The organism is Nonomuraea sp. NPDC050153 (assembly GCF_044460125.1).
GTDB lineage: Bacteria > Actinomycetota > Actinomycetes > Streptosporangiales > Streptosporangiaceae > Nonomuraea.
Genome location: NZ_JBITJQ010000011.1, coordinates 1 through 14,141, shown reverse-complemented (window position 1 = coordinate 14,141; position 14,141 = coordinate 1). Strand labels below are relative to the sequence as shown.

16 protein-coding genes are annotated in these 14,141 nt (G+C 71.3%); 1 reads left to right on the top strand and 15 read right to left on the bottom strand.

Going from position 1 to position 14,141, the window contains the following annotated elements:
- Positions 1–110: 110 nt before the first annotated feature.
- Positions 111–704 (bottom strand): TetR family transcriptional regulator, encoded by a 594-nt coding sequence (locus ACIBQ1_RS26400; RefSeq protein WP_397281543.1) that lies wholly within the window; start codon positions 702–704, stop codon positions 111–113.
- Between the two features lie 98 nt (positions 705–802).
- Between ACIBQ1_RS26400 and ACIBQ1_RS26395 the strand changes: the two genes are divergently transcribed.
- Positions 803–1,558, top strand: a complete 756-nt coding sequence (locus ACIBQ1_RS26395; RefSeq protein ID WP_397281541.1) for an NADPH-dependent F420 reductase — start codon at positions 803–805, stop codon at positions 1,556–1,558.
- Positions 1,559–1,607: 49 nt separating this feature from the next.
- On the opposite strand, the gene ACIBQ1_RS26390 is transcribed toward ACIBQ1_RS26395, so the two are convergent.
- The 14 genes from ACIBQ1_RS26390 to ACIBQ1_RS26325 form a co-directional block, all read right to left on the bottom strand.
- Positions 1,608–2,015, bottom strand: coding sequence for a cupin domain-containing protein (locus ACIBQ1_RS26390; RefSeq protein WP_397281539.1), 408 nt, complete (start codon positions 2,013–2,015; stop codon positions 1,608–1,610).
- An 80-nt stretch (positions 2,016–2,095) separates the two neighbouring features.
- Positions 2,096–2,701 (bottom strand): bifunctional 4-hydroxy-2-oxoglutarate aldolase/2-dehydro-3-deoxy-phosphogluconate aldolase, encoded by a 606-nt coding sequence (locus ACIBQ1_RS26385; protein WP_397281537.1) that lies wholly within the window; start codon positions 2,699–2,701, stop codon positions 2,096–2,098.
- The gene (locus tag ACIBQ1_RS26380; RefSeq protein WP_397281535.1) at positions 2,688–3,449 is read right to left on the bottom strand and encodes an IclR family transcriptional regulator; all 762 of its coding nucleotides are present in this window, start codon (positions 3,447–3,449) and stop codon (positions 2,688–2,690) included. Before ACIBQ1_RS26380 ends, ACIBQ1_RS26385 begins: the two co-directional genes overlap by 14 nt.
- The gene (locus ACIBQ1_RS26375) at positions 3,421–4,386 is read right to left on the bottom strand and encodes a sugar kinase (RefSeq protein ID WP_397281534.1); all 966 of its coding nucleotides are present in this window, start codon (positions 4,384–4,386) and stop codon (positions 3,421–3,423) included. The genes ACIBQ1_RS26380 and ACIBQ1_RS26375 overlap by 29 nt, the downstream gene beginning before the upstream one ends.
- Positions 4,387–4,771: 385 nt before the next feature.
- The gene (locus ACIBQ1_RS26370; RefSeq protein ID WP_397281532.1) at positions 4,772–6,340 is read right to left on the bottom strand and encodes a sulfatase; all 1,569 of its coding nucleotides are present in this window, start codon (positions 6,338–6,340) and stop codon (positions 4,772–4,774) included.
- 20 nt (positions 6,341–6,360) lie between these two features.
- Entirely contained in the window at positions 6,361–7,293 is a 933-nt protein-coding gene (locus ACIBQ1_RS26365) for a formylglycine-generating enzyme family protein (protein ID WP_397281530.1), read from the bottom strand.
- A gap of 230 nt (positions 7,294–7,523) precedes the next feature.
- A complete protein-coding gene (locus tag ACIBQ1_RS26360; RefSeq protein WP_397281529.1) occupies positions 7,524–8,135 on the bottom strand; it encodes a TetR/AcrR family transcriptional regulator in 612 nt (203 codons plus the stop codon).
- Positions 8,136–8,285: 150 nt separating this feature from the next.
- The gene (locus ACIBQ1_RS26355; protein ID WP_397281527.1) at positions 8,286–9,287 is read right to left on the bottom strand and encodes a substrate-binding domain-containing protein; all 1,002 of its coding nucleotides are present in this window, start codon (positions 9,285–9,287) and stop codon (positions 8,286–8,288) included.
- Positions 9,288–9,298: 11 nt separating this feature from the next.
- The gene (locus tag ACIBQ1_RS26350) at positions 9,299–10,294 is read right to left on the bottom strand and encodes an ABC transporter permease (RefSeq protein ID WP_355376382.1); all 996 of its coding nucleotides are present in this window, start codon (positions 10,292–10,294) and stop codon (positions 9,299–9,301) included.
- Positions 10,291–11,784 carry a sugar ABC transporter ATP-binding protein gene (locus tag ACIBQ1_RS26345; protein ID WP_397281525.1) on the bottom strand — a complete coding sequence of 498 codons (1,494 nt, stop codon included), beginning with the start codon at positions 11,782–11,784 and terminating at the stop codon, positions 10,291–10,293. Before ACIBQ1_RS26345 ends, ACIBQ1_RS26350 begins: the two co-directional genes overlap by 4 nt.
- A gap of 13 nt (positions 11,785–11,797) precedes the next feature.
- The gene (gene rbsD, locus ACIBQ1_RS26340; RefSeq protein WP_397281524.1) at positions 11,798–12,202 is read right to left on the bottom strand and encodes a D-ribose pyranase; all 405 of its coding nucleotides are present in this window, start codon (positions 12,200–12,202) and stop codon (positions 11,798–11,800) included.
- Complete coding sequence (locus tag ACIBQ1_RS26335; RefSeq protein ID WP_397281522.1) at positions 12,199–13,140, bottom strand: ribokinase; 942 nt, start codon at positions 13,138–13,140, stop codon at positions 12,199–12,201. Before ACIBQ1_RS26335 ends, rbsD begins: the two co-directional genes overlap by 4 nt.
- Before the next feature lie 76 nt (positions 13,141–13,216).
- Entirely contained in the window at positions 13,217–14,038 is an 822-nt protein-coding gene (locus ACIBQ1_RS26330) for an aldehyde dehydrogenase family protein (protein WP_397281521.1), read from the bottom strand.
- Positions 14,031–14,141 (bottom strand): aldehyde dehydrogenase family protein (locus tag ACIBQ1_RS26325; RefSeq protein ID WP_355376408.1); only part of this gene is annotated, 111 nt, incomplete at its 5' end. The genes ACIBQ1_RS26325 and ACIBQ1_RS26330, both read right to left, overlap by 8 nt.

Below are 14,141 nucleotides of genomic sequence, written 5' to 3'. Positions count from 1 at the left end.
CCGTTGTTTCTCCCGGGCAGACCTTGCTGGTCGAAGGCGGCGTCGGGCAAGTGAACCGTCCCACCAGGCGGGACACGTCGGCTGCGCGGCCTCGTTCTTTGCCGAAGCGCCTATCGGGGCGCGAGCGCGGCGAAGGCTTCGTCCAGGAGCTCGACGAGGTCGAGCCGGCCGTCGGACGCGGTCCAGTGGTCGACCGCGATGTTCAGGCAGTCGAGGGCGGCGGCCACCCGCACGGACAGGGCCAGCGCCCCAGGTTGAGGGTCGGCCGTGCGCTCGGCCAGGGCCTGGACCAGGTAGGGGCGCCAGCAGTGCTGCTTCTCCAGGTGGCGCGCGCACAGAGCGGGAGTGTCCCTGATGAGGCGGGTCGTCGCGAGGGTGCCGGCGGGGTCCTGGTGATAGAGCTCGATGACGGCGTCGAGCGCCCGCCGCAGCGCCGTCCAGTCGTCCTCGCCGGCGGGGCGGGCGCGCAGGGCGTCGGCGACCTTGTCGCCCTGAGCGTCGAGGGCGCTGACGACGGCGTCCTCCTTGGTGCCGAAATAGCGCAGGAAGGTGCTGCGGGAGACCCCGGCCGCCTCGGCCAGGTCGTTGATCGTGACCTGGTCGAAGCCCTCGCGCATGAACAACTCGAAGGCCACCTGGGCCAGCTCGGCCCGCACGGCGGCCCGTGCGATGTCTCGCGTGCTCGTCCGCGCTGCTTCGGCCACCCGGCGATCCTACCTCTCATTCGGACCGGCTTGCAGAGACAGAACCATGTAGCTAACCTGACACTCAGTTTCACCTTCGAAATATAGGCTCATCAACCTTGAGGAGACGTGACATCGTGATCCAGACTCTCGGACTCATCGGCAGCGGCATGATCGGCGGCGTGGTGGCCCGTCTCGCCGTCGCCGCCGGCATGGACGTCGTCCTCAGCAACTCGCGCGGCCCGGAATCCCTCGCCGACCTCGTCGCCGAGCTCGGCGAGCACGCGAGGGCGGCCACGCCCGCCGACGCCGCCCGAGCCGGCGACCTGGTCGTGGCCACCATCCCCTTGCACGCCTACGACCAGCTCCCGGCCGCCGACCTGGCCGGCAAGACCGTCATCGACACGATGAACTACTATCCCGACCGCGACGGCCGCATCCCGGAGCTGGACGCCGGGACGGCGACCTCCAGCACCCTGGTGCAGCGGCACCTGACCGGCTCCCGCGTGGTCAAGGCGTTCAACAACATCGACTTCCACCGCCTGGCCACCCTCGCCCGCCCCGCCGGCGCCCCCGATCGCAGCGCCCTGCCCGTCGCGGGTGACGACCAGGCCGCCAACGCCCAGGTGGCGCGGCTTCTGGACCTGCTCGGCTACGACGCGGTGGACATCGGCACGCTCGCCGAGAGCTGGCGCAGCCAGCCCGGCACCCCCGTCTACGTCGAGCCGTACTTCCCGGCGGAACGGCCCGAGGGGCTGAGCCCCGACGAGACGTACCGGTGGTTCCTGGACACTCCCGGAGCCACGGTGCCCGCCGACGAGGTGAAGAAGCTGGCCGACCTGGCCGACCGGGACGCGGCGCCCGCCGGGGGCTGAGCGCGTCCCCTGACCGCCGGGCGGGCTGGTCGTGGTCGCCCTGCCTCGTTCAGGAAGGAGCCCGGGTGCTGACGCGCGGGCCGTCGTACTCGGTGTCTCCGACGTGTTCCAGCCAGGTGGCGCCGTCGCCTTCCCAGATCGCGAGATGGGCCATGAACTGGTCCGGGGCCGCACCGTGCCAGTGCTCCTCGCCCGGCGGCGTGTGGACGATGTCGCCGGGATGGGCCTCGATGATCTCGCCGCCGCGCGACTGGATCAGCGCGACCCCCTCGACGATGTAGAGGGTCTGGCCCAGGCCGTGCGAGTGCCACGCGGTACGGGCGCCCGGCGCGAACTTGACCATGTTGGCCCGCGCGCGGGAGGGGTCCTCGCCCCGGTAGATCACGTCGGCCCAGGCGTCGCCGGTGGACCACTCGGCGGGCAGCTTGGTGGTCGGCGGCTGCTTCAGGATCCTCATGCGTGCCTCCCGTGCCGTATGCGATCACCCTTCTGCCCATGAAACACCTGCTCAAGCCCGCTTCGGCGGCCCCGCCGCTGTCAAGAATCCGTAACCTGGCGCAGCCGTTCCAGCGCGTCCGGATCGCTCAGCGCCGATCCCACGGCCACTCCCCTGCAGCCCGCGGCCAGGAAGGCGGCGGCGTTGCCCGCGTCGACGCCTCCCGTCGCGACGAAACGGACGCCGGGGAACGGCGCGAGCTGCGCCTTTATCCAGTCGGGCCCGAGTTGCGCGGCGGGGAACGCCTTCAGCCAGGTGAAGCCGTGGGCCAGGGCGGCGGCGATCTCCGTGGACGTGGCCACGCCCGGCAGGTGCGGCAGCCCGAGCCGCAGCGACAGCGCCACGACCTCGGGATGCAGCCCGGGCGCGACGGTGAACGCGGCCCCCAGGTCGCTGACGGCGGTCAGCTGCTCGGCCGTGGTCACCGTTCCCGCTCCGACGCTCCTGCCGTCGGCCCGGGCGGCGTCCAGCGCCGCGCGCAGGGACGGCAGCGCGTCGGGCGTCTGCACGGGCACCTCGATGAGCTCGACCCCGAACGCCCAGGCGCGCTCGCACATGGCCACGGTGGCCGCGGGGTCGAGGTTGCGAAAGATGCCGAGAACCGGGCAGCGGTCCAGGTGGGTGCCGAAGAAGTCATCGGCGTCCATATTTGTCTCCTCCCCAGCCGAGGCTCTTGGAGATCTCGTGAGCCGCGTCGCGCAGGTCGTCGACGTACGCGCGCAGCTCTTCCAGCGGTACGACCGCTCGCAGAGCGGTGATGGAGATGCCGAGCGTGACCTTGCCGCGCGCGTCGAAGACCGGCAGCGCCACGCAGTTGATGTAGTCCTCGTGCTCGCCGTCGTCCTCGGCCCAGCCGCGCTCTCTCGTCAGGGAGAGCTCCGCCTCGAGCGCCTCGGCGGTGGTGATCGTCGTGGGGGTGAACCGGGTGAACGTGGTGCGCTCCATGACCCGAGCCCAGGTCCTGGCGTCCTGGTAGGCGAGGATGACCTTGGCGACGGCCGCGGTGTGCGGCTGGGCGGGCAGTCCGATGCGCGAGCCCATGGCCACGGTGCCGCGCCCGTCGATCTTGTCCACGTAGATGACCTGGTCTCCGACCAGCTCCCCCAGGTGGACCGTCTGGCCGTAACGCTCGCTCAGGCCGTGCAGGATCGGGTGCGCGAGCGAGCGGGCCTCGACCTGGTCGAGCGCGAGCTGGCCGAGCGCGATGAGCTGGAAGCCCATGCCGTACATGCCACCGGCGACGCGCCGTACGAAACCGCCCTCCTCCAGCGTCTGCAGCAGGCGCAGGGCGGTGGATTTGTGCACGCCGAGGTGCTCGGCGATCTCGCCGAGCGTGCGGTGACGCAGGGAGACGAACCCGACGATGTCAATCGCCCGTGCGACTGTCTGCGACATGCTGGTGTGCTCCTTGTTCGAGCAGCGAGACGATCTCGTCGGCGGGAGGAAGGTCGGCCAGGTCTGCCGGGGACGTCAGGACGCGGGAGGCCGCGTAGTGTCCCAGCCGCAGTCGGGTGAGCTCGTCGCGGCCGTCGAGGAAGCCGCTCAGCCAGCCGGCCGCGAAGGCGTCCCCCGCGCCGACGGCGTCGAGCACCTCGACCGGCGTCGACGGCGCCCGATGGACGCCCGCCGGGGTGAAGGCGACCGCCTCGATCGCGGCGTCCTTGACGATCAGGTACGCGGGCCGGTCGACGAGCCGGCGCACGCTTGCGGCGTCGGAGGTGCCCCACAGCGCCGCCGCCTCGTCGCGCCCGACGAAGACGATGTCGGCGCGCTGGGCGAGCTCCAGCAGCACGGCGGAGGCATCGGTGCCGTTCCACAGGCGCGGCCGGTGGTTGACGTCGAAGCTGACCGCGGCCGGCCCCAGCGGCCGGTCGAACACGATGTGCCTGGTCAGCTCCAGGCACTGCGGGGAGATGGCCGCCGTGATGCCGGAGATGTGCGTGACCCTGGACGGCCGCGCGGCCCAGCCCGCGACCTCGGCCACGGTCATGGCCGAGGCGGCCGAGCCCCGCCGGTAGTAGTAGACGCGGGTGCCCGAGGCGGTCGGGTCCTTGAAGTACACGGCGGTGGGCCGCTCGTCGTCGCGACGGACCAGATCGACGTCCACGCCGTGCTCGCGCAGCGCGTCGAGGATGAGGTCGCCGAGGGGGTCGCGGCCGACGGCGCTCGCCCAGACCGTGGCGTGGCCGAGCCGGGCCAGCAGCGCGGCGACGTTCGACTCCGCGCCGCCGGGGCGCAGGATGAACGCGCTGTCCGCGTCGAGGCGGCCGCCCGGGGTCGGGGTGACCATCACCATGGTCTCGCCGATCGCGAGCACGTCCGCGGGGCTCATCGGCCGCTCACCGTTCGCAGGCGCTGGAGCCGACGTACCTGCGCTTCCACACGGGCTTGACGCACACCTCTCGACACCCTGATCAGGACCTGCCCGTCCGGGAGCTCCGGGATCGGGACGTCCTGTCGAGCGAGCCGATCCACCTCCGCCCACGTGATCACCCGCATAAAGCACTCCTCGTTGCAAATATCGCAACACCAATGCTGCATTTGCAATATAGCCTACAGGGCATCTCGAAGGAGCGGAGGATGGAGATCTTCCGGGTCGAAGCGCGGCACCTGGCGCGGCCGGTCACGCTCGCCGACGGCACCACCGGGCTCGGCTACAGCCGCTGCCCCGAAGACCTTCGACGGGGCGCGCGGTTCCGCCACAGGCGGGGCGGCCGTCAGGAGCCCTTGCGGTCGGCCGCGGCCACCCTGCGTTCCCACGCGGCGTGCCGCTCGGGCGTCCAGGCGGCCTCCGGCGCGTGCCACGAGACCGGCGTGGCGCCGGTGGCGGTCGACAGCCGCTCCGCCAGGTCGTCGGCGAGGTGGGCCCGGCCGGTGGCGCGCAGATGCTCCATGTAGCGGACCGGGTCGTTGTAGTAGGTCGGCCCGACCTGCAAGGTCGTCTGCATGGGGTCGGGCAGCGCGCCGGGCCGCCCCGCGTAGGTGTGCCACCATTCCGACAGGTGCGTACGCATCCGCGCCGCGAGCTCCGGCTCCTTGTCGATGAGATCGGTGGTCAGATGCGGGTCGGCGGTGACGTGGAACAGTTGCTCCCACTCGGCGCGGAAGCTGCCCGGATGGTAGGTGCGGATGTAGAGGTGGTCGCGGGTGCGTACCGACCGCTGGTAGGTGTGGGCGCCGTGGCCGAGCACCAGGTAGGGACGCGACGCGATGGCCGAACCGCGCACCGCGTCGGCGAACGAGGCGCCCTGCCACCCGCCCGGGATCGGAACGCCGAGCAGCTCGCACAGCGTGGGAGCGAGGTCGATGTTGTACAGCAGGGCGTCGCAACGGCGCGCGTCCTCGGGCAGGTCGTCGGTGAGGCCGGGCCAGTAGACGACCAGCGGCACCCGGTGGACCGGCTCGTTGGCGTGACCGTGCTCGGCGTAGGAGCCGTTCTCGCCGAAGGACTCCCCGTGATCGGCGCTCACGATGATCGCGGTCTCGCCGGCGATGCCGAGCTCCTCCAAGGTGGCCAGCAGCTCGCCGAACAGGCTGTCCCAGTACATGATCGTGCCGTCGAACCCGTTGATGAGGTGCTCGAAGTCGGCGCGGGTGCGGATGGCCTCCGGCATGTTGTGCGGCACCGGGGAGCTGCGCGGCAGGACGGAGTAGTGCAGGTCCAGGGCGCTACGCGGCCCGTAGACCTCCGCGTGGCCGTCGATGGCGGCCTGGTCGGGCCAGGCCGGTGGCGGGCCGGAGGCCGCCGCCCGCTCGGTCCAGCCCGGCTCGGTCAGGTACGGCGTGTGCGGCTCCCAGTACGTCAGGTGCAGGTACCAGTCGTCCTCGTGCGCGTGCCGGCGGATCCAGTCCAGCCCGACCCGGTTGATGTCACGCCCGTCCTCGTCGTTGAGCTCGTTGCTCGCCCGGATCGACTCGCGGAAGTTGCCCAGGAAGTAGTAGGCGCGGTGCCGCTCGGCGAACATCGACACGGCGGCCGTGTAGTAGCCGTGCTGTCCGAGCCGCTGGCCGAGCAGCGGACGCTCCGGATGGTTGCCGTGGCCCGCGTCCAAGCGGAACCTGGCGGCCTCGCCGAAGTGCCCGACGACGCCGTTCGTGATGCCGAACTGCCCGCTGGTCAGCGCGGTGCGCGAGGGCAGGCAGGGCGAGTCCGAGCAGTAGTACCGCTCGAACACCACGCCCTTGTCGGCCAGCGCCTGCAGGTTGGGCGTGGTCGGCCGCCGGTATCCGTAAGGCTGCGTGTGGTCGGCCCGGAGCGTGTCGACGTCGATGTAGATGACGCGCATGGAAACCCTTCGAGTGTCGGTCAGTCGAGATCGCGGGCGCAGCGGAAGCCGGTGTTGCCTCCGGCGCTGTCCGGCGTGTTGTGCGAGCGGGCGGCCACCCGGTAACGGTTGCAGTAGGAGGAGTGGCAGAGGTACGAGCCGCCGCGCGTCACCCGGTCGGTGCCCGACGGCGGCCCCGCCGGGTCCCGCGCCTGCGCGGGGTGATCGGTGCCCCACCAGTCGGCGCACCACTCCCAGACGTTGCCCGCCATGTTGTGCAGGCCGAAGTCGTTGGGCGCGAACGCGTGCGCGGGCGCGGTGCCCGCGTAGCCGTCCTCGGCCGTGTTCGTGACCGGGAAGCGGCCCTGCCAGATGTTGGCCAGATGCTCGCCGCCGGGGGTGAGCTCGTCGCCCCACGGGTAGCGCCGCTGGTCGTGACCGCCTCGGGCGGCGTACTCCCACTCCGCCTCGGTGGGCAGCCGCTTGCCGGCCCAGCGGGCGTAGGCGTCGGCGTCGTGCCAGGAGACGTGAACGACCGGATGATCGCCGCGCTCCTCCAGCCCGCTGCCCGGCCCCTCGGGGTGACGCCAGTCCGCTCCCCGCACGGCTGCCCACCACGGGGTGACCTCGGGCCGCGGCGAGATCCGGCGCAGTTCCCGGTTCAGGAAGCGGACGAACACGTAGGACCAGCCGATCCGTTCGGTTTCGGTCACATAGCCCGTCTCATCCACGAATTCGGAAAAATCATCATTCGTCACCGCGCAGCGGTCGATGAGGAACGGCGACAGCTCCACCGTCCGGACCGGACCCTCACCGTCGGAGGGAAAGCCCTCGGCGTCCTCGGTCCCCATCCGGAACCGCCCGCCGGAAAGCCGCACCATCCCGGCCTCGGAGCCGCGCCCCGCCCGCCGGGGCGGCCCGGCCGCCACCGACGCGCCGGAGGGCGGGCGGCCGGGGGCGCAGCAACCGCTCATGCCACCGCTCCGACGGCGGCCGGCTGCGCCGCGGCAGTGGGCAGGGCGCCCTGGGCGAGGGCCCGTCGGGGGATCGGCGGCTGGGCGCCGCCCTCTCGGCAGCGCCGCGGTGGATGGCTCTGCATGCCTGTGCGCATGTTGGTACTCCTCGTAAGCCGAAGACGGCGCGGCCTACGGGCAGGCTGCGCTTGCGTCGTCATGCCGACCGAAGCGCGGGCACTTCTGGAAGGTCAGGCCTTCGTGTTCGGGAAGGTCTCGAGACGCAGCAGGCTCGCCTCGAAGAGCCCGCACATGTCGGTCGCGGGGTCACGGAGCCACTGCAGTTGCAGGCCGTTCATCAACGAGACCAGTTCGACGGCCGTGGCGGCCGGATCGAGGGACGGGGGCATCCGCCCCTTCTCCTGGTCGGCGATGATCAGCCGGGCGATCCGGCCCCGGACTCGCCGGTTGCGCTGGTAGAAGAAGTCGTGGGCCGGGTGCGCCGGGTCGAGGCTCTCGGCCGCCTGGACCGTGAACAGCCGGACGAGGCCGGGTTGGGTCTCGTTGCGGCGGCAGAACGCCGTCAGCCATTGCCTGGTGGTGACGTCCACGCCCTGGAACTGCGCTTCGACGTGCTGCTCGTCCTGAAGGTCGCGCTGCTGGAGCACCGCGAGGATGAGGGTCTCCTTGCTGTCGAAGTGATGCAGCAGCCCCGGCTGGGACACCCCGACCTTCTGGGCCACCTCCGCCAGGCTCGTGCCCCGGAAGCCCGCGATGGCGAACGCGTCCGCGGCGACGGCGAGGATCTGCTCCCGCCGCGCGGCGGCCGGGCGGCGAACCCGGCCGTTTTCCGCTCGTGCCATGCGTGCCTCCCCTTGTGGATGACCCATAACTTACCGAGTACTCGGTAGGTAAGGAAGTGCTACTCGCAAGTAATTTAGGCGGGAGGTCGCGTCCAGCTGCCGTGAGGGCCCGGGCACCGCCGCAGTGCCCGGGCCGAGAGGTCGAGAGGTCTACTTGAGGCTGTCCGGGACGCCGGACTTGTCGCCGAGGCCGGCGAGGTAGTCCGCGTACTCCTTCACGTTGTCCTTCTTGACGAGCTTGCCCTGCAGCGTCTCGTCGGCCTGCACCTGCTTGCCGCCCAGCACGTCGGAGGCCAGCGAGATCACCTTCTGCCCGAGCGCGAACGGCGACTCGGCGTTCGTGGCGTACATCTCGCCCGCCGCGACGGCGGCCAGCGCGTCGGCGATGCCGTCGTTGCCGACGACCTTGACCTTGCCCACCAGGTTGCGGGCCTTGAGGGCGGACAGGACGCCCATGGCCATCTCGTCGTTGGCCGCGTACACGCCGTCGATGTCGGGGTTGGCCTGCAGCACGTTCGTCATGACGTTCAGGGCCTTGGCGCGGTCGAAGTCGGCGGCCTGCGTGGCGACGACCTTGATGTCCTTGTGCGTGGCGATCTGCTGCTGGAAGCCCTTGCTGCGGTCCTGGGCGACGTTGGTGCCGAGGATGCCCTGGATCTCGACGACCTTGCCCTTGCCGCCGACGGCCTCGGCCAGCGCGTCGGCCGCGTTCTTGCCCGCCTGGACGGCGTCGTAGCCGACGAACGTGGCCAGCTTGCCGCCGGACGGCTTGCGGTCGAAGGCCATCACGGGGATGCTCGCCGAGTTCGCCTGGGTGACGGAGCTGCCGGCGGACTGGCTGCCCACCGGGTCGAGGATGAGGATGCCGGTCTGCTTGGAGATGGCGGTCGTCGCCTGGTTGAGGAAGGTGGCGTCGGAGTTGTCGGCGTTCTGCACGTTCAGGGTGATGCCGCTCTTGGCGGCCTGGGCCTCGGCGCCGTCCTTCACGCTGATGAAGAACGGGTTGCCGAGCGTGCTCATGATGATCGTGGCGTCCTTCTTGCCGGACGCCGCGGGGGCGCCCGTGGTCGTCTCCTCGCCACCCCGGCTGCAGGCGGTCAGGGAGACGGCGGCCAGGATCGCGACGGCGACGAGTTTGCGGGGAGTGCGCATGGCTGTTCCTTCTAGATGTGCTGGGCGAGTTCGGGAGTGCGTACGGGGGATTCGGCCCTGCGCGGCACGAGCCTGCGCAGCAGGTCCACGTTGCGGTCGAGGAAGACGGCCAGGAGGATGACCAGGCCCTTCACCACGTCCTGGAGGAACGGGGAGACGTCGAGCAGGTTCATCCCGTTGTCGATGACGCCGAGGACGAGCGCCCCGACGAGGGTGCCGAGCAGGGTGCCGCGCCCGCCGGCCAGGCTGGTGCCGCCGATGATGACGGCCGCGATCGCGTCCAGCTCCAGCCCGGCGCCGGCGGTCGGCTGGGCCGTGGACAGCCGGGCGGTGATGATGAACCCCGCCAGGGACGCCAGCACGCCGCTGATGACGAAGGCGAGGATCTTGACGCGGTGCACCCTGATGCCCGACAGCCGGGCGGCCTCGACGTTGTCGCCGGTGGCGTAGACGTAGCGGCCGAAGCGGGTGCGGGCCAGGACGTACCCGAAGATCCCGAACGCCACCAGCATGATCCACACCGGCACCGGCACGCCCGCGAACCTGGCCTGCCCGATCCCCTGGAAGTCGTAGTCCGTCACCGGGATGGGGTTGCCCGAGGTGACGTGCAGGGTGAGCCCCGCGAACACCGACATCGTGGCCAGCGTCGCGATGAACGACGGCATCCTGGTCCTGGTCACGAGCAGGCCGTTGACCAGCCCGATGGCCGCCCCGGTCGCCAGGCCCGCGGCCAGCGCGGGGATCAGCCCGTACGGGCCGAGCGTCAGCGCGGTGACGACGGCGGAGAAGCCGAGCGCCGAGCCCACGGACAGGTCGATCTCGGCGAGGATGATCACGTACGTCTGCCCGGCCGCGAGCAGCGCCGCCACGGAGGTCGCGAGCGCGACGTTGAGCAGGTTCGTCGGGGTGAGGAAGACCGGCGAGGCGACCGAGAGGACGATCCCTACCAGGAGGAGCATCCACACCGCGCGCAGCCGGCCCGCGACGGTCTTGAGCTTCGAGGTCATGCGGCACCTACCAGTGCGTGCTTGAGGATGGACTGCTCGTCGAGGTCGTCGCCGGTCAGCTCGGCGACGAGCCGCCCCTCGCGCATCACGACCACGCGGTCGGACATGGCGACGAGTTCGGGCAGGTCGGAGCTCACGAGCAGGACGGCGACGCCGTCCGCGGTGAGCTGGTTGATGATCCGGTAGATCTCGGTCTTGGCCCCGACGTCCACGCCCCGGGTCGGCTCGTCCATGAGCAGCACCCGCGGCCTGGTCATCACCCACTTGGCGAACAGGGCCTTCTGCTGGTTGCCGCCGGACAGCGAGCTGACCGGGACGGACGGCGAGGCGGCGCGCACCCGCAGCTCCGAGATGACCGCTCCGGTGGCCGCGCGCTCCTTGCCTCGCCGTACGACTCCGCTCCCGGGGCTGAACTCGCGCAGCGAGGCCAGCGACACGTTCGACTCGACCGACTGGCCCATGCACAGGCCCTCCGCCTGCCGGTCGGGCGACAGGTAGGCGATCCGGCTGCCGATCGCGTCCTGGACGCTCGCGACGCGCACGCCGGCGCCGTCCACGAGCACGGATCCGCCGGTCAGCGGCTGCAGGCCGAACAGCGCGCGCAGCAGGTCGCTGCGCCCGCAGCCGACCACGCCGCCGATGCCGACCACCTCACCGGCCCTGACCTGGAGATCGATGTCGTGGAAGCGGGCGCCGCCCCCGCCGCGGACCTCCAGCACCACCTCGTCCCTGGCGTTGCGCTCCTTGGGGTAGAAGTCGTCCACGGCGTCGCCGACCATCGCCGTGACGACCTTGGCCGGGGTGAGCTCCCCGGTGGGGGCGTCGAGCGTGACCCGGCCGTCGCGCAGCACGACGATGCGGTCCGACAGGGCGAAGACCTCGTCCAGCCGGTGGCTGATGTAGATCACCGAGACGCCGGCCTCGCGCAGCCGGTTCACCTGGGCGAAGAGCTGCTCGGACTCCTGCTCGTCGAGCGCCGCGGTCGGCTCGTCGAGGATGATCAGCCGCAGCTCGTGCGTCATGGCCTTGGCGATCTCGAGCATCTGCCGCTCGGCCACGCTCAGCTCGCTGACCTGGCGATGCACGTCGATCTCCATGCCGAGCCGGCGCAGCGCTCCCCTGGCCTCCGCGGCCATGCGCTGCTTGGAGACGAACAGGCGGCCGAAGGCGCGCTCTCGGTCCAGCACGTACATGTTCTCGGCCACGCTGAGGTGCGGGAACAGGTTCTGCTGGAACTCCTGGTAGATGACCTCGATGCCGTGCGCCATCGCGGCCTGCGGATCCTTGAACACCGTCGCGGTCCCGTCGATCAGCAGCCGCCCGGAGTCGGGCTGGTGCGCGCCGGAGATCACCCGGGTGAGCGTGGACTTGCCCGCCCCGTTCTCCCCGACGAGCGCCACGACCTCGCCGGGACCGACGTCGAAGCTGACGCCGCGCAGGACGCTGTTGTCGCCGAAGGACTTGCGCACATCGGCAAGCTGGAGATGCATGCCAGGCTCCCGATCAGTACACGACGCCCGCGGTGAGCAGGACGTTGGCGTACGGGGTGAACTCGCCGGAGCGCACGGCCGCCCTGGCCCCGGCGGTGGCCTGCTTGAACGCGGTGTGCGGGACGAACTCCAGCCTCAGGCCCAGCCGGTCGAACCGCTCCTCGATGGCCGCCAGCATGTCCGGGCTGTGCTGCTTGATCTCCTCCGACAGCAGCACGCCCTCCACGGCCACCTCGTCGAGCACCGCGTCCAGCAGGTCGAGGAAGCGCGGCAGGTTCTCCCTGACGGCCAGGTCCACGCGTTCCACCTCTCTCGGGATGGGCAGCCCCGCGTCGGTGACGACGAGCGTGTCCGTGTGGCCGAGCTCGGAGATCACGCGGGCGAGCTGGGCGTTGAGCGTTCCCTGGTTGCGCCTCATCGGGTGGCTCCTTCCATAGAGGTGTTGATCAATGGCTCGACCTCGTCCATGCCGGGGAGCGAGGGGCTGGCTCCCGCCTTGGTGGTGGCCAGGGCGCCGGCGGCCATGCCGTACTGGATGGCGGTGTCCGCGTCGAGGCCGGCGGCGAGGGCGCCGCCGAAGAAGCCGGTGAACGCGTCGCCGGCCGCGGTGGTGTCCACGGGCGTCACGGCGTACGCGGGGAAGTGGCGGGTGCGCTCCTTCGTGACCGACAGGGCGCCGCCCGCGCCGAGCGTGATGATCGCGTGGCCCACGCCGCGCTCCAGGAACCAGCCCGCGGCCCGCTCCGCCGAGGCCAGGTCGGTGACCTGCACGCCGGTCAGCACGCTGGCCTCGCTCTCGTTCGGGGTCACGATGTCGAGGTACGGCCACACGTCGTCGGGCAGCTCCTGGGCGGGCGCCGGGTCCAGGACCACCGTCAGCCCGGCCGCCGCGCCCGCCCGCGCCGCGTGGCAGGCGACCTCCGTCCGGATCTCGAGCTGGAGCAGGAGGACGCCGACCCGGTCGCGGACGCGCTCGATGCTCTCCGTGACCATCGCCTGGTCGAGGGAGGCGTTGGCGAGCGGCGTGATGACGATGTCGTTCTCGCCGGAGGCGTCCACGCGGATGTGGGCGACGCCCGTGCGGCCCTCCACCGTGCGGACCTCGGTGAGCGTGACGCCGTGCGCCTCCAGGCCGGACAGCACGATGTCGCGGAACGGGTCCTGGCCCACGCAGGCGGCCATCCAGGTCGGCGCGCCCGAGTGGGCGGCGGCCACGGCCTGGTTCGCGCCCTTGCCGCCGAGCACGAGGGTGAAGTCGTCGCCGAGCACGGTCTCACCGCGCCGCGGCAACCGCCGGCTGAACGCCGTGACGTCCGCGGTGATGCTCCCGACGACGAGAACACCGGTGGGTTCCATGGGGGTTCCTCCAGATTCGGGGATGGGTGAGCCGAGGTCACGGCCCATGCGCCGTGCCCTTGGGGTGCGGGGTCGATCAGATCCCGGCGGGGTGCCAGACCGTCTTGGTCTCCATGAACGCGGTCATGCGTCTCGTCCCGCGGCCCTCGTCCGCGGTGAGCACGCGTTTGAAGTTCTCGGCCGCGGCCTGCTCGCAGGCCGGCTTCAGCTCGGGGGACGCCACGCCGGTGAGGTCGAGCCCGTTGACGTCCATGTGCGCCGCCAGCCACGGGGCCAGCTCGGCCTGGTGCCCGGTGAGGACGTTCACCACGCCGCCCGGCAGGTCGGAGGTGGCCAGCACTTCGGCGAACGTGATCGCGGGCAGCGGCGCCCGCTCCGCGGCGACCACGACGCACGTGTTGCCGGTCACGATCACGGGCGCGACCACCGACACCAGCCCGAGCAGCGGGTCAGCGGGCGCGATCACGGCCACCACGCCGGTCGGCTCGGGCGAGGACAGGTTGAAGTACGGGCCCGCCACCGGATTGGCCGCCCCGCGCACGGCGGCGATCTTGTCGGACCAGCCCGCGTACCAGACCAGCCGGTCGACTGCGGCGTCCACCTGCTCCAGGGCCGCCTTCTTGCCGCCGCCGAGCTCGTCGGCGAACTGGGCGCGGCGGCCCTCCAGCATCTCGGCGACGCGGTAGAGGATCTGCCCCCGGTTGTAGGCGGTGGCGCCGGACCAGCCGGGGAACGCCTTGCGCGCGGCCACCACGGCGTCGCGGGCGTCCTTGCGCGAGGCCCTGGCGGCGTGCTCCGTTCTCGTCACGGGGTAGGACCTGCCGCTCTCCGAGCGCGGGAACGCTCCACCGATGTACAACTTGTACGTCTTGCGTACGGTCACTCGCCGATCAGACATCGAGGTACGCCTCCAACCCGTGCAGCCCGCCCTCGCGGCCGTACCCGGACTCCTTGTAACCGCCGAACGGCGAAGCCGGATCGAACTTGTTGAACGTGTTGGC